Source organism: Levilactobacillus acidifarinae DSM 19394 = JCM 15949, assembly GCF_001434835.1.
GTDB classification, from domain to species: domain Bacteria; phylum Bacillota; class Bacilli; order Lactobacillales; family Lactobacillaceae; genus Levilactobacillus; species Levilactobacillus acidifarinae.
Genome location: NZ_AZDV01000026.1, coordinates 91,834 through 112,292 on the forward strand (window position 1 = coordinate 91,834; position 20,459 = coordinate 112,292).

Below are 20,459 nucleotides of genomic sequence, written 5' to 3' on the forward strand. Positions count from 1 at the left end.
ACAACACTTATATGGAAAGTAAAGCATTACTAGAAATTGCGGTCAAAGCCGCTGAAAGCAAGCGGGCCGAAAACATCGTGGCCTTAGACATGCAAAAGGTGAGCCTGATGGCCGACTACTTCCTGATCATGGAAGCCAACTCGAGTCGCCAGGTCAAGGCGATTGCTGACGAAATCAACGATAAGTTGGCCGAAAATGGGGCCACGGTTCGCGATATCGAAGGCAAGAGTGATGCCAGTTGGATCTTACTGGACTTAGGTGACGTGGTCATTCACGTCTTCCAGAAGGAACAACGGGCCCACTACAACCTCGAAAAGCTCTGGTCCGACGCGCCGCTCGTCGACCTGAGTGCTTGGGTGGAAGAGGCTTGATTTACCAGTCCTTCGCACAACTTTACGACGACTTATTCGATCCAGCCATGTACACGCAGTGGCTGGATTTTGTCGCCTCACGAATCGATCCAACTAGCGGCGAGTTGTTGGATCTGGCTTGTGGGAGCGGCCGGTTGGGCGTGCAATTGGCCCAAAAGGGGTATCAGGTCAGCGGCTTGGACCTGTCCGAAGAGATGTTGGCGTTAGCCGCTAAGCACGCGCAGGAAGCCGACGTGACCTTCCCTCTGATGGCTGGTGACATGTTGGACCTCAGTGCCATCGGGCAGTACCAGACGGTGACCTGTTTTGCCGATTCATTCTGTTATCTGCCGGATCTGGACGCCGTGACGCAGGCCTTCACGCAGGTTCACGACCACCTCAACGTGGGGGGGAAGTTCCTGTTTGACGTGATCACGCCCCACCAGACCGACGACGTGTACCCGGGGTACATGTACAACTACGTCGACGACCACCGGGCCTTCATCTGGACCAGCTACGGCATTGAGGACGAAGCCCACGCGGTCGACCACGACCTGACCTTCTTTATTCAGGATGTGGCTGATGACGCTTACCGGAAGGTCACGGAGCTGCATCACGAACGGACCTACCTGCTACCGGACTACCGTAAGGCGTTGCGGTTGGCGGGATTGACGTTGAACCGGGTCAGCGCGGACTTTGGTCACGCCGAAGTCGACGATCAGACTACCCGCTGGTTCTTCGAGGTCACGCGGGAGGCGTAAGCATGACGTTACAAGCGGCGGGCATCATTGCCGAATACAATCCGTTTCATAACGGCCACGCCGATCAGATTCGCCGGGTTAAAGCCACAACCGGCGCCGACGCCGTGGTCGTGGCGTTAAGTGGTAACTGGGTCCAACGGGGTGAACCGGCCTTACTGGACAAGTGGCAACGGGCGCAACTGGCTTTGGCAGGCGGCGCCGACCTGATTGTCGAGCTTCCCACGGCCAGTGCCCTGCAGCCGGCCCATTTATTTGCGGCGGGTGGGGTGCGGCTTTTAAGCGCACTGAGCTGTCGCTGGTTGGCTTTTGGGACCGAACACCCGGACCTCGATTACGAGCGCTTGATGGCGCATTTACCCACGGATCCGGTGACGTTTAAACGCTTCGATCAGACCTACGCCACGTTGTTTCAGGGGTATCTGCGCGACCAAACGGGGATCACCCTGAACGCGGCCAACGATATCCTGGGTTTCTTCTACGCGCTGGCGAACCGGCGACAGGGCGACCCATTGACTTTGGTGCCGTTGAGTCGGCGGGGCAGTCAGCATAACGACTCAACGATTGGGGCGGATAGTCAGTTTGCCAGTGCCACGGCGATCCGTACGGCGGCCTTGGCGGGTGATTGGTCGCTTGTGGCACCCGTGGTACCCACAGCGACCCTCACGGCCTTACAAGCGACACAGTTGATCAGCTGGGCCGATTTCTGGCCGTTGCTGCGGTATCAACTAATCAGTAGTGACGTGGCGGATCTGGGTCAGCTCTATCAGTTGACGGAAGGGGTCGAGTACCGCTTGAAGAAAGCGGCGTTAACGGCCACCAGCTTTACTACCTTCATGCACGCCGTGAAAACTAAGCGTTACACCTACACGCGCCTGCAGCGGCAGGCGGCGTCAGTCCTTTTACAAACGAAACCGACCGAGATGTTGACTGGACCGCGGTATTTGCGGGTTCTCGGCTATAGTCCGGTCGGCCAAAAATATTTACATCAAATTAAAAAGCACGTGAGTTTACCGTTAGTCAGCAGAGCAGACCGGGATTGGCAGCGGGGCGTCGGCGCCCTAGACACTCGCGTCGGCACCTTGCGGACCCTGATCACCGGCATCGACCAAGACGATGGTCGAATCCCGGTGAAGTTTCCGCTTTCTGAATGACTATCAAGGAAATTCCCTTGACATCATTTCGCTTGACAGGTATAATTTATCACGTTGCATTGGAGGGATAACGATGAAATGGTCGTTGACCGAATTACGTAAGACTCACCGGAGTGAACCGTTAGCCTTCGAGGAAACTTTGGATCTCAAAGCAGACTTAATGGCGCGGTACGGCGACGAGGTCTTGGACCTCACGCCCGTGAAAGCCAAGGGCCTGGTGTCCGTGGTTTCCGAAGGGGACGTCGTGGTGGTCGCTCAGATTAAGGCCACCCTGACCGTTCCGTCGAGCCGGTCGTTAGCACCGGTGACCTTACCAGTCGATTTTCAGATGACTGAGTATTACGTATCGGACGCTGCCGCCACACAGCGGTTTGAAAAAACCGACGTGGTGATGGTGGTTCCCGACGACGTTATCGATTTCGATAAGGCTGTCGGTGATAACCTCATTTTGCAGATTCCGATGCACATTCTGTCCGATACCGAAAAGCAAGGTGCCGCGATGCCGGAAGGCACTGGCTGGCAAGTTGTCAGCGAGGCGGACCTCGCGAAGGTTGAGGCGGAAAATCAAACTGTTGATCCACGTCTTGCAAAGCTCAAAGACTTCTTCCCTGATCAGGATGATAAGTAGTCACTTTGTAAGCCTTAAAAATTTTTTCACTAGTGGATAATTTTAATTAAAGGAGGTGTTTTCTTTGGCTGTACCAGCACGGAAAACGTCTAAGACGAAAAAGCGTATGCGTCGGGGTCACATTAAGTTGAATGTCCCTGGTTTGACACCATGCCCAAACTGTGGTGAACTTCGTAAGTCACACATGGTTTGCCCTAGCTGTGGCTTCTACGATGGCCGTCAGGTCGTTGCAAAGGCAACTGCAAACAACTAAACCTAAATGAAAAAACTCCTATGAAGTCCGCGGCTTCTAGGAGTTTTTTTGTGGTTTAAACCGCTGGTGGCAGAGGCGACGGGGAGTTTCCCCTTGACTTCGAGTGGCCTTTAAGGCGTAAGCTAGGAGGTATTCAGAACAGAAGTAGGGGGCATTTAACAATGACTAAAACAATTCGCCGTTGGATAATCGGCATCATCCTGGCACTAGTGGTGATTTTGGGCGGTATCGGGGTTTGGCGCCAGCAACGGGCGCAACAGTACCGTCAGGCCATGACGCCGACGTTTTTCTTCCACGGGGGTGGCAGTAGTTACCACGCCGAGGAGCACATGGTGAACGCCGCGAAACGCGCCGGGGTGACGACCACCGTGATTCGCGCCATGGTGGATCGGCAGGGCCACGTGCGCTTAGTGGGGCAGATTCCCCGTTCGGCCCGTAATCCGATCGTAGAAGTTAATTACGCCAATAACGCGGAACTCGATTACGTCAAGCACGGTCAGTGGGCGACCAACGTGGTGCGGGCGGTGGCGCAACGGTATCCGTTTAAGACCATGAACATGGTCGGCCATTCGCTGGGGAACATCTCGTTGATTTACTATTCTCTGCAGAATGATCAAAACGTCAAAATGCCCAAGCTGGTCAAGCAGGTCGACATCGCCGGGCATTTTGCGGGATTAAACTTTAGTCGGGTACCGGCGGCGATTCGGCAACCGGCCGGGTTAAAATTAGCGCCTAACGGTAAACCTAACCGGATGAACGCCACGTACCGCCAGATGACGCAGTTGCGGCACACGCTGCCAACTAACCAGCTGCGGGTCTTAAACCTCTATGGCAACATTGGCGGTCACACCGACGGGACGGTGCCGAACGTTTCGTCGTTAGCGTTGAAGTACCTGGTGGCTGACCGGGAGAAGTCGTATACGGAAAAGCAATTTACGGGGCAGCTCGCCCGGCACAGTAAGCTACACAGTAACCCGCAGGTCGATCGGACCATGATTCAGTTCCTGTGGGGGAAGTAAGTCTGACTAGAATTACGCAAAACGGCTAAGGGGACCGCCGTCTCCTTAGTCGTTTTTAAGTTACACCGATGATCTCAGCCCTGTTCAAGGAATCAGCGGCAGCCGAGCCCGTGGCAGCTCGGCTAACATTAGGACGCTATTCTGAATTTTGCGTCCCATTACGAAAAAAGGTGGTGCAACCTCGGAAATTTTGCTAACATAATAGGGGGTTAACTTAATAATTAGATTTTCGGAGGAGAATGAGTTGAAAAAGAAACAGTTAAAGGCTTGGACATTGATGGCAACTGCGTTGGGAGTCACCTTGATTAGCAGCGAATTAGGATTTCAGGGAATTCCTTTTAATACGGCTAATCATGAGAACGTAGCTAAGGCGAGTGGGGTCACGACCATCTGGCAAAGCCAGTTTGAACGAGATATAGCGGCCGTGCGGGACGCCGCGGATCTTAGCTGTCCGTGGATTCGTCAGACCCTGAACATCACCAATATTAACGCTATTCGAGATAACGGGATTAATGCTTACGCTGCCGGGGATATTGAGTCTGATACCTTTGACAGTGTCTTTGCGGCATATTCGGAATCGCTAAACAATGCCTATTCACAGATTGAATATAATCAAGATAAGCAAGGCCTTATGTCTCTTTATCAGTACTTTCGTTCGCGGTTTTCTGCCCGGGATCAGGCGACCTTGGAGCGGGATTTAGCCACCGTTGAATCGGATGAGGACTGGGACGACCAGGCGACCGATTTAGCCGCCTTTGCGGATGACCTTTCGGGAGCTTTTGAAAATTATGCTCGCGACGTCAGTCATTTAGAAGATGATACTAAGCCGGTCGCCGTCACGCCCAATAAACCCGCATCGACGGCTACCCCACGGTTAGCTAGTGGTCGAATCTATCACAAGAATTCGCGGCAGGTCCGATTTGTTAACGGCCGGGTGGGGGCCAAGGTCACCTTAAAGAACCGGCAGCACCAGATCGTTAAACGGGTGACCATCAAGAAGGGAACCTTCACGGTTAAACTGACGAAGAAACAGGCTAAGGCGCTCAACCGGGGTGGCAAGTACTTCACGTATACCGTTCAGGAAAAGCATCACCGGACTTACACCCTTAAATACGCGATCCGTTAAGACGTTTGACGACCGATAACTGATGAAGTTATCGGTTTTTTGTCGAAATTGGATTGGGGAGATTGACCGTTTAACGGGGGAACGATTAGTCCGGGGTACCGGTTAAACCAGAAGCTTAATCGATGGGTAGCCATTAGTTATTTTTAATTAAAAGAACTACAAAAAATCCCAACGAGTACGTTACTCGCTGGGATTTGTGAAACTTATGTTTTTAATTAGGGTTTACTTCGTGAAATCAACAACCATCCGGCCAACAATGGAGTTAGCTTTCATTTCGTCGATGATATTGTTAACTTCGTCCAAACGACGGGTCTTAACAATTGGGTGAACTAAGCCTTCAGCCCCGAATTGGAAGGTTTCGGCTAAGTCTTGACGGGTCCCCACTAAGGATCCTTGAACGGAGATGCCATCCAAGACCGTCTTCGCGATGTTTAATTGCATGTCACCTTGTGGTAAGGCCACGGCAACTAACTTCCCATCGGGACGCAAAGCGTTTACGGATTGGGTGAAGGCGTCTGGGGTAACGGCCGTGATTTGCGCGTTGTTGACACCGCCGACCTTCTTTTGAATCTGTTCAGCGACGTCACCGTCGTGCCGGTTGATCAGCACTTCAGCGCCGTCCTTCTTAGCAGCAGCTAATTTGTCAGGGTTCCCATCAACGGCAACGACGTGAGCACCAAAGACGTTGTGGGCGTATTGAACGGCTAAGTTCCCTAAGCCCCCACAGCCGACAACTTCAACCCATTGGCCAGGCTTCGTTTCACCGACCTTCAAGGCCTTGTACATGGTCACACCGGCACAGGTTAAGGAAGTGGCTTCAACTGGGTCCAAGCCTTCTGGGACCTTAACGGCGTAGTTGGCGTCAACGATACATTCTTCGGCCATGGCACCATCAACGGTGAACCCGGAGTTTTGAACGTTGCGGCAAAGCGTTTCGCGGCCGGTCAAGCAGTATTCACAGTGGCCACAGCCCTTGAAGAACCAAGCGATGGAAACCCGGTCGCCGATCTTCAAGTTGTCAACGTCGTCGGCAACTTGGATAACTTTCCCAACACCTTCGTGACCAATGATCCGGCCAGGTTGCTTACCGAAGTCACCGGCAGCAACGTGCAGGTCGGTGTGACATAACCCACAGTATTCCATCTTAACTAAGGCTTCACCGTGAGTAATTGGGCGGAGCGTAACATCCTTAATATCAACGTAACCATCAACAGAATCGCGAATAACAGCAGCTTTCATGAAAAGAACCCCTTTTCTTTTTTGTCTACAATCCCAGTATACTTAAAAAGTGAGCAAATACAAGTGAAAAAATGAACAAAAACTAAAAATATTTAGGCAGCATGACCAATTAGGGGCCACACTATCCCGGAACAAAGGGAGTTGAGCTTCCTTTCTTGTGAAAGAAACCGATTTCTAACTTTTCATAAACTTTTTTAAAAACGGATACAACCGGTTGCATTTCAGCCGGGTTGCTCAATAATTACGTGGAGGGAGTTTCTCACAGGAAGGTCAGGCAAAAGCCGCACAATTAGGAAGAAATATGATAAAATTAAATATTGGAATGAATCACGGTTGTTCGCGAGCTAGCAAGTCTGAGCCCGGTGAACACAGCTAAATCGCCCTAGAGGAGTTAAAGAGTAATGAGTCGAATTTTAATTATTGAAGATGAAAAGAATCTGGCCCGCTTCGTTGAGCTGGAACTCAAGCATGAAGGTTACGAAACCAGCGTTCAGTTTAACGGTCGGACGGGCTTAGAAGCCGCCCTATCGCAAGACTTTGACGTGATTTTGTTAGATTTGATGTTGCCCGAATTAAACGGGATCGAAGTGGCCCGGCGCGTGCGCGAAGTCAAGAGTACGCCCATCATCATGATGACGGCCCGCGACTCCGTGATTGACCGGGTTTCCGGCTTGGATCACGGGGCCGACGACTACATCGTCAAGCCGTTTGCCATTGAAGAACTGTTGGCCCGCGTGCGGGCCCTGTTACGCCGGATTCACCTGGAAGGCGAACAGAAGAACACCAAGCAGACCACGGTGAAGTTTAAGGACTTGACAATCGAAAAGGAAAACCGGATTGTCCGGCGCGGTGACGACGTGATCAACCTGACTAAGCGAGAATACGAACTCCTATTGGCCTTGATGGAAAACGTCAACGTGGTCTTAGCCCGGGACGTCTTATTAACCAAGGTTTGGGGTTACGAATCCGAAGTCGAAACTAACGTAGTGGACGTGTACGTCCGGTACCTTCGCAACAAAATTGATGTCCCTGGCCAGAAGAGCTACATTCAGACGGTCCGGGGGACAGGGTACGTGATGCGGTCGTGAGAGAACCAGACTCTGAGGTCGAAGAGAAACGGCCCCAAACCTTTCGCTTTTCGTTAAAGTGGAAATGGTCACTGTCGACGGCCGCGGCGGTGTTGGTCATCTTCGGGGTGATCGCTCTTTTGATCTTCAACAGCTTCCTAACGGTCCTGATGCGCCAAGAACGCAACCACGTGAGCGACACGTTGGGGGTCGTCGTCGAGAAGTTGAACACGCAGAAACAAGAATTGACCGGCTCAACGGTGAACAACCTGTTACGGCCGAAGAACTTTACGGTGGTCAATAACAAAGCTAAGCGGGGTGGCAATCCTTACGGTAACGTGGTGATCACCAGCTTGGCCCGCGATAGTCAAACCGTCACGGTTTACGATCGGACGGGCAATCTCCTGTTTACCAGTCGCAACGCGGCCACCACGGCGTTTAAACGGTCGACCCAACAGAGTATCCGGACCCAACAAATTAATGGGCGCTCGGGCTTGATCGGTCGGTCGCCGATTCGCGCCAAGCAGGGCAATCAAATCCTAGGCTACGTGCAGGTCGTCGATAGTCTGCAAGACTACCACGAGACCCAGGCCACGTTAGTCCAAGTCGTTGTGGTCTTAGGTTTGATCGCCGCGTTGGCCGCCGCGATTTTGAGTTACATCCTGGCGTCGTTTTTACTGCGGCCGATGGATGCGATTCGCGATACGATTCACGCGGTCCGCGACGATCCCCAGACGGATCAACGGGTGCCCGAATCGAAGCGTAACGACGAACTGGGCGACTTGACCAAGTTGTTAAACGACATGATCAACACCACCCAGCGCTACATCGACCAACAGCAGCAGTTCGTCGAGGACGTTTCCCACGAGTTGCGGACGCCGGTGGCGATTATCCAGGGTCACATGGAGATGTTGGACCGGTGGGGCAAGGACGATCCCGAGGTCTTAAACGAGTCCATCAAGGCCTCGCTACAGGAGACCAAGCGGATGAAGAGTCTGGTGCAAGAGATGTTGGACTTACAACGCGCCGAACAGATCGAGATTACCTTTACCAATGAGGTGACCGACGTGACCGAAGTGGTGACGCAGGTTTACGACAACTTCAAGATGATCCATCCGGAGTTTGTCTTCATCTTAGATGACGACGTGCACCAGTCGGTTCAAGCCCAGATCTACCGGAATCACCTCGAACAGATCCTGATCATCCTCCTGGATAACGCGGTGAAGTATTCCACCACCCGCAAGGAAGTACATCTGTCCTACGAACGGGACTCGCGGAACGTGGAAATTGCCGTGCAGGACTTCGGGGAAGGTATCTCGCAGGCCAACCGGGACCGGGTCTTCAACCGGTTCTACCGCGTCGACAAGGCGCGTTCGCGGACTAAGGGCGGTAACGGCCTGGGGTTAGCGATTGCGAAACGGTTGATTGAAGGCTACCACGGCTCGATCACCATCGAAAGTGCCGTGGGGCACGGCTCGGTCTTTCGGATTTCGTTACCGATCCTCTCGGCTAACGAGGCGCAGGTTTTAACGCATAAGAAGGAACAGGCGCAGGCTGAAAATAACGAGATTCCGGGCATTAAATCGGCGCTCCTGGAGGACACCCCCAAGGACGACGAGGATCATCATTCAGAAAATTAAGGGTCATCATTAAGAGTCTGGGACAAAAGTCTCAGGCTCTTTTGTGCGCCGAATATTCGGTGTTGAAACGTGCGCCAAAAGGCTGCTGATTCCGCTGAACTCCGTAAGCCAGGCTCAGGATTGTCCATCTTACGACGTTCATGCTCGCCAGCAAATCGCCCTTTGTCGCACTCTGTTTTGACAAGTTCGCGGTTTTCCGGTAGAGTAAGACCTCAGAAATGAGGTGACACCATGAATTACAACCAGATTCTGGTGTGCGTGGCCGTAGATGGCCCAGGACGTTTTTCCGCAAATTAACTTTTAAAGGAGAAATTGTTGTGAGAAACGTCCAGAAGAAAGCCCCGACCCGATTATTAATTATCGTGTTGGTGGGTTTTCCGCAAATCAGTGAATCAATTTTTACGCCGGTCTTGCCGGCTTTAAGTCAAGCCATGGCGGTCAGTGCCAGTCAGATCCAGTGGACCATGAGTAGTTACTTCGTGGCCTTCGCCGTGGGGGTCCTGTGGTGGGGCCAACTGGCCGACCGCATCGGCCGCCGTCCCGCCATGTTAGGTGGTGTCGGGCTCTACCTATTGGGAAATCTCGGTTTATTACTGAGCCCCAGCTTTGGCTGGTTACTCGGTTTTCGGTTGCTCCAGGCCTTTGGCGCCAGCGCCGGGTCCGTGGTGACCCAGACCATCATGCGCGAAAGTTTTACGGGCATCGTGGGCGCCAGAATTTTTGCCCAGACCAGTGCGGCCATGGCACTGGCCCCGGCGTTGGGCCCGTTGATCGGGGGCCTGATGCAGACGCTGGGCGGCTACTCGGCCGTCTTCGGCACGTTGGTCGTCATGGCCAGCGCCGTTTTAAGCTATAGCGCCTTGCGGTTACCGGAAACGCGACCGAGTCAAGTGGCCCCGGCGACCAGCCGGCAGTGGCCAATCGTGCAGCGCTTACTGGGCGATCCGGTGGTCTGGGGCTACGGCATCCTGATCGGGGGCATCAACGGCATTCTGTTTAGCTATTACGCCGAGGCCCCGTTCATCTTTGAAACCCACTTTCAGTTTAGTGCGCTGGCTTACGGGGCCCTGGGCCTAAGTATCGCCGCGGCGAGCTTGAGTGGCGCACTGCTGGTGAGCCGGTTACTCAACCGGTGGACGCCGGAACAGATCATTGTCGGTGGCTTGCTACTGAGCTGTGGGGCGGCCCTGTTGTTGTGGGTTGCAGCGGCTTGGGACTTAGCCTTTGGCATGGTCGGCGGGTTCTTCCTGGTCTTTTTGGGCCTGAACATCGCGCTACCCAACGCCCTGAACCGGGCCTTGATCGGCTACGAAGCCGTCATGGGGAGTGCGAGTGGTTGGTTTAGACTGGGGTATTACTTGCTGGTCAGTGCGCTGACCTACGGTATGAGCCTCCTGCACAGTGTCTCGATTCAACGGCTGCCCCTGTATTGCCTGGTGTTATGCGTGGGCATGGGGTGTGCTTACGGCGGGTTAGTGCAACGAACGCAAGCCCGGCGCCAGGGAGTCACCGACGCAACTAATTAATACACTTATAAAATGGGAGACTCAGCTCGGCATCACGGGTTGAGGCTTCGTTAAACGCAAAAACACCGGCAGCCGCTTAAATGCGGTTGTCGGTGTTTTTTGGTTAACATTTAGTGATTGTGATGTTGCTGTTTACCGGCGTTGCGGTTCCGATTACGGTTCTGATCGTGCACCTCAGCGGCCGTGACCTGTTTAACTTCTGGCTTGACGGGTTCGGGAATGACGGGGGCCGGTTGGTCTTTCATCTTTTCCTTGATCTCGCGGCGAATCCGGGGCCGGTAGAAGTTGATGATCAACGTTTGCAGGCAGGCGAACAACCCACCCACGAAGAAGTACAACCCTAATCCGGCGGGGGAACTCATGGTGAAGAACAGGATCATCACGGGTGACATCAGCAGGGTGTAGCGCATCTGCTTCTTCTGGTCCGCGGGCATTCCCAACATGGACAGGTACCCTTGCAGCAGGTAGGACAGGAAGGACAGTAACGCTAAGATCCAACTGGCTTTCCCCAAGGGAATGTTCATGAAGACGGCCTTAGACAATTCGGGAGAGTAGCGAATGGCGGCGTACAACGCGGCGAAGATCGGCATCTGAATCAACAGTGGTAAACAGCCGATCCCCCCGGTCATACTAATCCCGTTGTTGCGGTAGAGGGCCATCATGGCCTGACTAGCCGCGGCCTGTTCCTCGGGCGTCTTGGCGGCCTTTTGTTGCTTCTGTAAGGCGGTCATCTGGGGCCGAACCATGGAGATCTTTTCTTGTTGAACGGTCGCGCTACGCATCTGCTTGACCATCAGTGGTAAGAGGACCATCCGGACGATCACGGTCAGGATGATGATGGCCCAGCCGTAGCTGTTGCCAAAGATGTTGGCTAACCAGTCCATGACGTGTTGTCCGGGAACTGCTAAGTAGTCGTAAACGAAACCGTAGGGCTTACCGTTTTTGGTCTGCACACAGCCACTAAGGACCAGGGCGAGGCTCGCTAAGGCGGCGGTCACCGAAACTTTCTTGGAGATTTTCATATGTTTTTCTGAACCCCTTTATCAATTTAACGATGGGCCCGGGTTCCCCCGGACTCATGCGGCGTCAACGCCGTGAACAACCAACATCTTACTTGATTTGGCGGCCTTTTTCAAATAATTATTGAAAAGTCGGCGAATCGGTGGAAGGGCAGGTCGGTCACGTCAAAGGCCACGACCTTGATCCAGGGGGACAATTGGGGATGTTGCAGGTGGCGGCGAAAGTTTGCTAACGCATCGGTCGCTCCACTCGCGGTGATGGCGACCTGACCGGTACCCAAGTTCTGTACGGTGCCGGTCACGCCTAACCGGTCGGCCAGTTGTTTGGCCGTCCAGCGAAAGCCCACGCCCTGGACACGACCCGAGATTAAATAACGTTGTGTTTGCACCAACGGAGACCTCTTTTCGAAAAACTTTAGTCCCATCATACAGCGACCGTCCCGGTGTGCCTAGGAATATGGTAAAATTAGGCTAAATTTGAAAACGGGAGTAACTAGCGGTGAAAGAAAAAATTACATCAAGTCAAAACAAACGCGTCAAGCAGTGGCGGGCCTTGACCACCAAAAAGGGTCGCAAGCAGGCCCAAACTTACCTATTAGAAGGGTGGCATCTGGTCCAGGAGGCCATTCAGGCCCGCCACCCCTTAACGGCGATCCTGGGAACGGCCGACCAACTGGCGGCGCACGCCGACGTCTTGCCGGCCGACGTTGACCAATTCGAACTGACGGACAGCATCGCTAAGACCATCGGGGATGCTAACACGCCCCAGGGGATCTTTGCCACGGTGCCCATCACTGCCACGGCCCCGGTCGACCCGCAAACGGTTCAGGGCGGCTGGCTATTTTTGGATCAGGTCCAAGACCCGGGGAATATCGGGACCATGGTCCGGACGGCGGATGCGGCGGGCTTGACCGGCGTAGTCTTTGGCTTGGGCAGTGCGAGTCGCTACCTGCCGAAAGTGTTACGGTCGATGCAGGGCAGTCAATTTCACATTCAACTCGTTGAAGCCGACCTGCACGATTGGATTCAAACGTTCACGGCCCGGCACCTGCCGGTCTACGGCACCAACTTAGACCCACAAGCCCAAGACTACCGTAACGTGGACCCGGTCACGACGGGAGCCGTCGTGATGGGCAACGAAGGCAACGGGATGGCCCCAGACCTCCAACGCTTGACCACCCGGAACCTCTACATTCCCATCAAGGGTCAAGCGGAGTCGTTGAACGTGGCGGTCGCGGCCGGAATCGTGATGTTTCGGTTGTTTGGCTGAACGTTAAGAAAGGGTTAATCCCTCGTAAAATAGAACATTTTCATTGCAATTTGGTGAAAAGTCAGTATGATATAGGGTAATTAAAGCATAGTGAGAGAATCGCAAATTTTAAATGAAAAGGAAGCATTCTATGACCAAACTGACTTGGCGTGATGACCCTGAATATCTTGCACTTGTTTCTGATTTGTTGGCGCAGGAACCCGTTCAACGACTGGCGAACTACACCCAACATCACCATTCAAACCGCTTGGATCACTCCATTTCGGTTTCCTACAACAGTTATTTGATTGCTAAGAAACTGCATTTAAATACCCGGGCCACGGCGCGGGGCGGGTTGTTGCACGATTTGTTTTATTACGACTGGCGCACCACGAAGTTTAACCTGGGCTCCCACGCCTTTATCCATCCACGCGTGGCGTTACGGAACGCCGAAAAATTAACGGATTTAAGCCCGATGGAAAAGGATATTATTTTAAAGCACATGTGGGGGGCTACGCTGGCGGTGCCTAAATACCGTGAAAGCATGATCGTTTCGTTAGTGGATGATTACGAAGCCGTTCACGAATTTTCGGGACCGGCTCGCCAACATGTGCACACGTGGTGGGCTAAGCTGACGCCCAACGCTTAAGCAAGAACGACACACCTTAACGGCAAAGGAGGCGAAGAGATGATGCAAATGATGTCTACTCAGGGGACCGACGCTACCGTTGACTTTACCCTGTGTCCCCGGTTTGAACGGACCTTTTCTTTCCTAGGCAAGAAGTGGAACGGCTTGATCATCGACGTCCTCTTACAGGAAGGACCCCAACGATTTCGGGATCTGGCGCATAAAGTACCGCGTTGTAGTGACCGGGTGTTGGTCGAACGACTCAAGGAACTGGAAGAAAACGGCGTCATCGTCCGCCAGACGTTCCCGGATAACGCGTTGATCGAATACGAATTGACACAGAAGGGTCAGGAGCTCCAAAGCGTCATGACGGCGGTGCACGCGTGGTCCGATAAATGGTCGTGTTCGCCGACACCGGCCGAGAAGTAGTTGACAGGTTTCGCGAAAACCGGTAACCTTAAACCGAGTTCAATAGCTAAAAACGATGATAGAAAAGTAGTAACCGGGCCGTTTTGTCAGGGAGGGTTTTCCACGACTGGAAGGAAACCTCAAAACGGACTCAGTGAATTCAGTTCTTGAGTTGTGGTCGGGAATTACGTACCGTAATGAATGACCCACCGGTGAATGACCGTTATCATGTCTGAGTGTAGTGACGCTAGTCGTCGCTGAATCAGGGTGGTACCGCGAAGCGTTTCGTCCCTCTTAATTGAGTGACGGGGCGTTTTTTTTATGGCTTCCGCCCATCGTTGGTATGAGAAGAAATGGAGGATGAAACATGTCGTTAAAGGATAGACTCACCGAGCTGCGCCAAAAGGGCTTGACGGATATTCAACAATCTGGCGACCTGAAGGATGTTAATCAGATCCGGGTCAGCTTGTTAGGGAAAAAGGGACCCATCACCGAAGTGTTACGGGGAATGCGCGACTTAGATGCTAGTGAACGGCCCAAGGTTGGGGCGTTCGCTAACGAAGTGCGCGATGACCTGACCAACGCGTTAACTAAACGGCGCGAAGAATTGGAAAACGCCGTGCTCAACGCGCGGTTAGCCAAGGAAGCCCTGGATGTCACGTTACCGGGAACGCCGGTGGCCAAGGGTGAACCTCACGTGATCCAACAAATTATCGATCAAATTGAAGACCTATTTTTGGGCATGGGCTACCAGGTCTTAAGTGGTCCGGAAGTCGAAGAAGACAAGTACAACTTCGAAATGATGAACCTACCCAAGAACCATCCCGCCCGCGATATGCAGGATACGTTCTACATCACCAAGGAAATCTTGATGCGCACGCAGACCTCGCCGATGCAGGCCCGGACGCTGGAAAAGCACGACTTTAGCCAGGGCCCGTTAAAGATGATCTCCCCCGGGGTGGTTTACCGGCGCGATACCGATGACCCGACCCACTCCCACCAATTCCATCAAGTGGAAGGGCTGGTCATCGACAAACACATCACCATGGCCGATTTGAAGGGGACCCTACAAGTCCTGGCCCACGAACTCTTCGGTGACAAGTTCGACGTGCGGCTACGGCCGAGTTACTTCCCGTTCACGGAACCATCCGTGGAAGCCGACATCACCTGCTTCAACTGTGGCGGTAAGGGCTGTAACGTCTGCAAGAACACCGGTTGGATCGAAGTCCTAGGGGCCGGCATGGTCCACCCGAACGTCTTGAAGATGGCCGGCGTGGATCCCGACGTTTACGGCGGTTTCGCCTTTGGGGTCGGACCCGACCGGTTTGCGATGCTGAAGTACGGGGTGGACGACATTCGGAACTTCTACTTAAACGATGTGCGTTTCCTCACCCAATTCACGAAGAAAGGATAACCGCCAACTATGAAGATTTCATACAACTGGATTAAAGAGTATCTCGATTTAGACGTTTCCGCCGTTGACTTGGCGGAAAAAATTGAACGGACTTCCGTGGAAGTCGACAGCGTCGTGAAACCTAGCGACGGGCTGAAGAAGATCGTGGTCGGCCACGTCTTAAGCGTCAAGGCCCATCCCGATTCCGACCATTTACACATTTGTGAGATCGACGTCGGGGATGACGAACCTTCTCAAATCGTGTGTGGGGCACCGAACATTGCTGAAGGGCAAAATGTGATCGTGGCCTTACCGGGGTCCCGAATCGCTGATAACGTGAAGATCAAGCGTTCCAAGATGCGCGGGGTCGAATCCGACGGCATGGTGTGTGCCTTACAGGAAATCGGCTTCCCCGAAGAGGTCGTCCCGAAGGCTTACGTCGACGGTATCTACGTTTTACCCGCCGACGCGCAACCGGGATCTCCCGTCTTCGACATTTTAGGCATGAACGATAGCTTAATCGATCTGGACGTGACGCCCAACCGCGGGGACATGTTGAGTCTAAACGGGACGTTACGCGACTTGGCCGCCATTTACGACCGGCCCGTGACGTTAGACACGCCGCACGTGACCGAAGCTGGCGAGGCCATCGACAGCCAACTGAGCCTGCACGTCGACGACAGTTTATCTCCGCAATACCGGATGCGCTTAGTGCGCGATATCAAGCTAGCACCCAGCCCAATGTGGTTACAGGTGCACCTGTGGAACGCCGGGTTACGGCCAATCAACAACGTGGTGGACATCACCAACTACATCATGTTGAAGTACGGCCAACCCTTACACGCCTTCGACTACGACAAGTTCAGTGGTCAAGACGTTTACGTGCGGACCGCCAAGGCCGGGGAAACCCTGACCACCTTAGACGAAAACGACCACGAGTTGGACCCAACGGACATCGTGATTGCCGACAGCCAGGCGCCAATCGCCTTGGCCGGGGTCATGGGGGGCTTATCCACGGCCATCAGTGATCAGACCGTCACGGTTGCCATCGAAGCCGCCGTGTTCGAACACGACCACATCCGTAAGGCCGCCCAACGGCATCACCTGCACACCGACGCTTCCCAACGGTTCGAACGGGGGGTCAACCAGGCCGGGGTCCAAGACGCCTTGGACGCCGCCGCTCAGATGTTAAACGACCTGGCAGCCGGGACGGTGCAGACCGGGACGGCCGTGGGCAGTAACCACCAGCCCGAAGCTGCCGTGATCCCGTTGACCTTGACGCACGTGAACGCCGTGCTCGGGACCGACTTGACCATGGACCAGGTCAGCCACATCTTAGAAACGCTAGGCTTCACCGTTAAGGTTGCCGGAGATGACCTGACCGTCACGGTGCCGATTCGCCGTAACGACATTCACATCCCGGCCGACTTACTCGAAGAAATTGCGCGGATCTACGGTTACGATAACTTACCTGTCACGTTACCAACGGGTCGAATGACCCAGGGCCGTTTGACGCCGGCGCAACGCTTGATGCGCGCCACGCGCAAATCGTTGGAAGGCTTAGGCTTGAACCAGGCCATTTCCTACGCGTTGACCACCGAAGACAAGGCGCAGATGTTCTTGACCCATCCGGACAGTCAACTGACCAAGCTGGCTTGGCCGATGAGCGTCGACCACGCCGTTTTACGGATGAATATGGTCACCGGGTTGTTAGACGATATCGCCTACAACACCGCTCGGAAGGTTAAAGACGTAGCCTTGTACGAACAGGGGCGGGTCTTCTACCGTCAAGAGGGTCAGGACCGGCCGGCCGAAGAAGAACACATTGCCGGGGCCATCACGGGCCAACTCGTTCCCGCCGCTTGGAACCAACCGGCCCAAGACGTGGACTTCTACCAATTGAAGGGCATCGTGGCGGCTTACCTGCAAGACATGGCGGTTAAGGGCGACGTGACCTACGAACCTAACACCGAGATGCCGGAAATGCACCCGGGTCGGACCGCGGACATTTTAATCCACGGTCACAAGATCGGGTTCATGGGTCAGGTCCATCCGACGATTGCCAAGCGCTTCAAGATTGGGGCGACCTACGTCTTTGACCTGAACCTGCAAGCCATCATCGACATGCCGAAGCAAGAAAACCAATACGACGTGATCTCACGCTACCCAGCGATTACCCGCGACATTGCGATGTTGGTGGCCGATGACGTGACCAACGAACAGGTTGTTGCGTTGATCGAACGCCGCGGCGGGGCTTACCTGCAGTCCGTGAAGTTGTTCGACGTGTACGACGGGGTGAAGGTACCGAAGGGCAAGAAGTCTTTGGCCTACACCTTGACGTATCAGGACAAGCACGCCACGTTGGTCGACGATGCGGTGACCCAAGCCTTTGAAAAGGTCACGAAACGCTTACAGGACGAATTGGACGCTGAAATTCGTTAAAGTTCGTTAAAAACCGGTGAAAACGCGGGCGGTCCTCCGGGATCGTGCGCGTTTTTAGCGATTTAAAAGATTACATTTTTGTCAAAGTGGGTCTTGCCGGTTTTCGTCAGCCTCGAAGTTCTGTATAATGTAGAAGACTATGGCATAGAACGGAGGAAAAAAGTTGGATAATGGCACGGATCCTACGCCTACTCGTCAATCTAAGAGCCCCAAACGTAGTTCGTTTGGTCGCCGGATCATGGTGGGTGTGGCCAGTTTATTAGTCATTTTAGCAGTGGCGATTGGTATTTTTGGGTATCAGTATTTCCAGTCGGCCTTAAAACCCTTAGACACCAGCAACGAAAACGTGGTGCAGGTGCACGTCCCGATGGGGGCCACGTCGAATAAGATCGGGCAGATCTTACAAGATAAAAAGGTGGTTAAGAGTGGGATGGTCTTTAACTACTACGTCAAGTCCCACAAGTTCACGAACTTTCGGGCGGGCTACTACCAGTTAAAGCCGTCGATGACGCTCAATACGATCGCCAAGCGGTTACAACTCGGGGGGTCGGCCGAACCGATTCAGAGTACGGCCGGTAAAGTCCTAGTTCGTGAAGGGGAGACGGTCGACCAATTGGCCACCGAGATTCCGGTGCAAACGGACTTCACCAAGAAGGAATTCTTGAGCTTGATGAAGGACCAGACCTTCTTTAACCAGTTGGCCGCCCGCTACCCGCAATTACTGAGCTCGGCCAAGCAAGCCAAAAACGTGCGCTACCGCTTAGAAGGTTACCTGGCGCCCGCCACGTATCAGGCCGGTAAGAAGATGACGTTGAAGCAACTGATCACGTCGATGGTGGCCAAGACCGACCAGAACTTACAGCCCAGTTATAAGACCATTAAGAAGCAAAAGCTCACCGTCCAGGAGACGTTGACGCTGGCTTCGTTGGTCGAACGCGAAGGGGTCAGCCAGACCGACCGTGATAAGATCGCCGGGGTCTTCTTGAACCGGATCGACGCTAACATGGCCTTGCAGTCCGATATCGCCGTCCAATACGCGTTGAAGACCACCAAGAAGAACCTGACCTATAAGGATTTGAAGGTCAAATCGCCGTATAACCTGTACGTTCACACGGGTTACGGCCCCGGACCGTTCGATAGTCCGAGTGTGTCTTCCGTGAAGGCGGTGCTGCACCCCGCGGCTCGGAGCAAGAATTACTACTACTTCATTGCAAATACCAAGACCGGGAAGGTGTACTTCTCGACCACGTATGACCAGCATCAATCATTAACCAGTTCATTAGCAAGCGATAATAAGTAAAGGATGGCGACAGTGTTGGCAGATAAGAAACGACCAATCATCATTGGGGTAACCGGGGGTTCCGGCAGTGGGAAGACGACCGTTAGTCGGGCCATCTTCAATCAATTAGTGGGACACTCCATCATGATCTTACAGCAGGATTCCTACTACAAGGACCAAGCGGAAATGACCATGGAAGAACGTAAGGCGGTCAACTACGACCATCCCTTGACGTTTGATACGGATCTGTTGATCGACCAGTTAAAACAATTGCTTCGTTACGAACCCATCGAAAAACCCGTTTACGATTACAACCTGTTCACGCGAAGTGACGAGACGATTCACCAGGAACCCCGCGACGTCATTATCCTGGAAGGGATTTTGATCTTGGATGACGAACGGCTCCGCGACCTGATGGACATCAAGGTCTTTGTCGACACGGACGACGATATTCGCATCATTCGGCGGATTCAACGGGACATGAACGAACGGGACCGGTCCTTAGAGTCCGTGATCGGTCAGTACCTCAAGACGGTCAAGCCCATGTACCACCAATTCGTGGAACCCACGAAGCGTTACGCCGACATTATCGTTCCCGAGGGGGGCGAAAACCAGGTGGCCATCGACCTGCTGGTGACTAAGATTCGGGCAATTTTGGAAGCGCACGGGAACAAAGAAGTCTTTGACAATCAAGATACCACCATTTAAGATGGGGGAGTCAGCTCTGACGCGTTCACGTCAGACACGTGACGGGAGACAACCGTTAACTCAAAAAAATTAAAGTTGTAAAAGGGGTGGCCATTGTGGCAGAAGACAAGATGTATCCAATGACTGAAGAAGGTAAGGAAAAGCTTCAGACGGAACTGGAAGACTTAAAGATGGTTCAACGGCCTAAGGTCATTGACCGGATCAAGATTGCCCGGTCATACGGGGACCTTTCGGAAAACTCCGAATACGAATCCGCCAAGGACGAACAAAGTATGTTAGAAACCCGGATCAGCACGGTAGAACGCATGCTCCAATACGCCCAAATCATCGATAACGATGGCACGGATAAGGATGAAATTACCGTGGGGAAGAAAGTAACCTTTAAGGAACTTCCCGACGAAGATCCCGAAGAGTACACCATCGTGGGGGCGGCAGAAGCCGATCCAATGGCGGGGAAGATCTCGAACGACTCACCGATTGCCAAGGGCCTGTTAGGGCACCGCGTGGGGGAAAACGTTACTTTCCCAACGCCGGGTGGCGACATGACCGTCGAAGTCTTAAAAGTTGAATAAG

Annotated in this window: 21 protein-coding genes and 1 other annotated feature; of the genes, 18 read left to right on the forward strand and 3 right to left on the reverse strand. The window is 53.4% G+C overall.

Translation table 11 applies throughout. The annotated features are described in order from the left end of the window. Positions 1-11: 11 nt before the first annotated feature. The 7 genes from rsfS (at position 12) to FD25_RS08165 (ending at position 5,288) form a co-directional block, all read left to right on the forward strand. On the forward strand, positions 12-371 hold the full coding sequence (rsfS, locus tag FD25_RS08140) for a ribosome silencing factor (protein ID WP_057803135.1): 360 nt from the start codon (positions 12-14) through the stop codon (positions 369-371). Then, positions 368-1,111, forward strand: coding sequence for a class I SAM-dependent DNA methyltransferase (locus FD25_RS08145; RefSeq protein WP_057803136.1), 744 nt, complete (start codon positions 368-370; stop codon positions 1,109-1,111). The genes rsfS and FD25_RS08145 overlap by 4 nt, the downstream gene beginning before the upstream one ends. A 2-nt stretch (positions 1,112-1,113) precedes the next feature. Beyond that, positions 1,114-2,262: a nucleotidyltransferase gene (locus FD25_RS08150; protein WP_057803137.1), complete on the forward strand. Its 1,149-nt coding sequence runs from the start codon at positions 1,114-1,116 to the stop codon at positions 2,260-2,262. 73 nt (positions 2,263-2,335) lie between these two features. After that, a complete protein-coding gene (locus FD25_RS08155; RefSeq protein ID WP_057803138.1) occupies positions 2,336-2,890 on the forward strand; it encodes a DUF177 domain-containing protein in 555 nt (184 codons plus the stop codon). A 64-nt stretch (positions 2,891-2,954) separates the two neighbouring features. Continuing rightward, a complete protein-coding gene (gene rpmF, locus FD25_RS13915; protein ID WP_081721480.1) occupies positions 2,955-3,143 on the forward strand; it encodes a 50S ribosomal protein L32 in 189 nt (62 codons plus the stop codon). 161 nt (positions 3,144-3,304) lie between these two features. Next, positions 3,305-4,162: an alpha/beta hydrolase gene (locus FD25_RS08160; RefSeq protein WP_057803139.1), complete on the forward strand. Its 858-nt coding sequence runs from the start codon at positions 3,305-3,307 to the stop codon at positions 4,160-4,162. A 244-nt stretch (positions 4,163-4,406) separates the two neighbouring features. Further along, positions 4,407-5,288: a hypothetical protein gene (locus tag FD25_RS08165; protein WP_057803140.1), complete on the forward strand. Its 882-nt coding sequence runs from the start codon at positions 4,407-4,409 to the stop codon at positions 5,286-5,288. Between the two features lie 222 nt (positions 5,289-5,510). Here FD25_RS08165 and adhP read toward each other — a convergent pair whose 3' ends face one another. Continuing rightward, the gene (adhP, locus tag FD25_RS08170) at positions 5,511-6,527 is read right to left on the reverse strand and encodes an alcohol dehydrogenase AdhP (protein ID WP_057803141.1); all 1,017 of its coding nucleotides are present in this window, start codon (positions 6,525-6,527) and stop codon (positions 5,511-5,513) included. 401 nt (positions 6,528-6,928) lie between these two features. Between adhP and FD25_RS08175 the strand changes: the two genes are divergently transcribed. The 3 genes from FD25_RS08175 to FD25_RS08185 all read left to right on the forward strand — a co-directional run bounded on the left by FD25_RS08175 (position 6,929) and on the right by FD25_RS08185 (position 10,760). Beyond that, on the forward strand, positions 6,929-7,615 hold the full coding sequence (locus FD25_RS08175) for a response regulator transcription factor (RefSeq protein ID WP_057803142.1): 687 nt from the start codon (positions 6,929-6,931) through the stop codon (positions 7,613-7,615). After that, on the forward strand, positions 7,612-9,234 hold the full coding sequence (locus FD25_RS08180; protein WP_057803143.1) for a HAMP domain-containing sensor histidine kinase: 1,623 nt from the start codon (positions 7,612-7,614) through the stop codon (positions 9,232-9,234). The genes FD25_RS08175 and FD25_RS08180 overlap by 4 nt, the downstream gene beginning before the upstream one ends. Positions 9,235-9,551: 317 nt before the next feature. Next, entirely contained in the window at positions 9,552-10,760 is a 1,209-nt protein-coding gene (locus FD25_RS08185; RefSeq protein ID WP_057803144.1) for a multidrug effflux MFS transporter, read from the forward strand. Between the two features lie 110 nt (positions 10,761-10,870). Here the strand turns inward: FD25_RS08185 and yidC are convergent, their stop codons facing one another. Continuing rightward, entirely contained in the window at positions 10,871-11,782 is a 912-nt protein-coding gene (yidC, locus tag FD25_RS08190) for a membrane protein insertase YidC (protein WP_057803145.1), read from the reverse strand. Positions 11,783-11,892: 110 nt separating this feature from the next. Next, positions 11,893-12,168, reverse strand: a complete 276-nt coding sequence (locus FD25_RS08195; protein WP_057803146.1) for an acylphosphatase — start codon at positions 12,166-12,168, stop codon at positions 11,893-11,895. Positions 12,169-12,278: 110 nt separating this feature from the next. On the opposite strand from FD25_RS08195, the gene FD25_RS08200 reads away from it, so the two are divergent. From FD25_RS08200 to greA, 8 genes are all read left to right on the forward strand, one after another. Continuing rightward, the gene (locus FD25_RS08200) at positions 12,279-13,049 is read left to right on the forward strand and encodes a TrmH family RNA methyltransferase (RefSeq protein WP_057803148.1); all 771 of its coding nucleotides are present in this window, start codon (positions 12,279-12,281) and stop codon (positions 13,047-13,049) included. A 130-nt stretch (positions 13,050-13,179) separates the two neighbouring features. Continuing rightward, complete coding sequence (locus FD25_RS08205) at positions 13,180-13,677, forward strand: HD domain-containing protein (RefSeq protein WP_057803150.1); 498 nt, start codon at positions 13,180-13,182, stop codon at positions 13,675-13,677. A gap of 39 nt (positions 13,678-13,716) precedes the next feature. Further along, positions 13,717-14,085 (forward strand): winged helix-turn-helix transcriptional regulator, encoded by a 369-nt coding sequence (locus FD25_RS08210; RefSeq protein WP_162256269.1) that lies wholly within the window; start codon positions 13,717-13,719, stop codon positions 14,083-14,085. A gap of 46 nt (positions 14,086-14,131) precedes the next feature. After that, positions 14,132-14,360: a binding site (T-box leader), on the forward strand. A 71-nt stretch (positions 14,361-14,431) separates the two neighbouring features. Next, a complete protein-coding gene (pheS, locus tag FD25_RS08215) occupies positions 14,432-15,478 on the forward strand; it encodes a phenylalanine--tRNA ligase subunit alpha (protein WP_057803152.1) in 1,047 nt (348 codons plus the stop codon). Positions 15,479-15,487: 9 nt separating this feature from the next. Further along, positions 15,488-17,899, forward strand: a complete 2,412-nt coding sequence (gene pheT / locus FD25_RS08220) for a phenylalanine--tRNA ligase subunit beta (RefSeq protein ID WP_057803154.1) — start codon at positions 15,488-15,490, stop codon at positions 17,897-17,899. Between the two features lie 163 nt (positions 17,900-18,062). Continuing rightward, positions 18,063-19,199, forward strand: a complete 1,137-nt coding sequence (mltG, locus tag FD25_RS08225; protein WP_057803156.1) for an endolytic transglycosylase MltG — start codon at positions 18,063-18,065, stop codon at positions 19,197-19,199. A gap of 3 nt (positions 19,200-19,202) precedes the next feature. Continuing rightward, on the forward strand, positions 19,203-19,886 hold the full coding sequence (gene udk, locus FD25_RS08230; protein ID WP_057803159.1) for a uridine kinase: 684 nt from the start codon (positions 19,203-19,205) through the stop codon (positions 19,884-19,886). 95 nt (positions 19,887-19,981) lie between these two features. After that, positions 19,982-20,458 carry a transcription elongation factor GreA gene (gene greA / locus FD25_RS08235; RefSeq protein ID WP_057803161.1) on the forward strand — a complete coding sequence of 159 codons (477 nt, stop codon included), beginning with the start codon at positions 19,982-19,984 and terminating at the stop codon, positions 20,456-20,458. Position 20,459 lies beyond the last annotated feature (1 nt).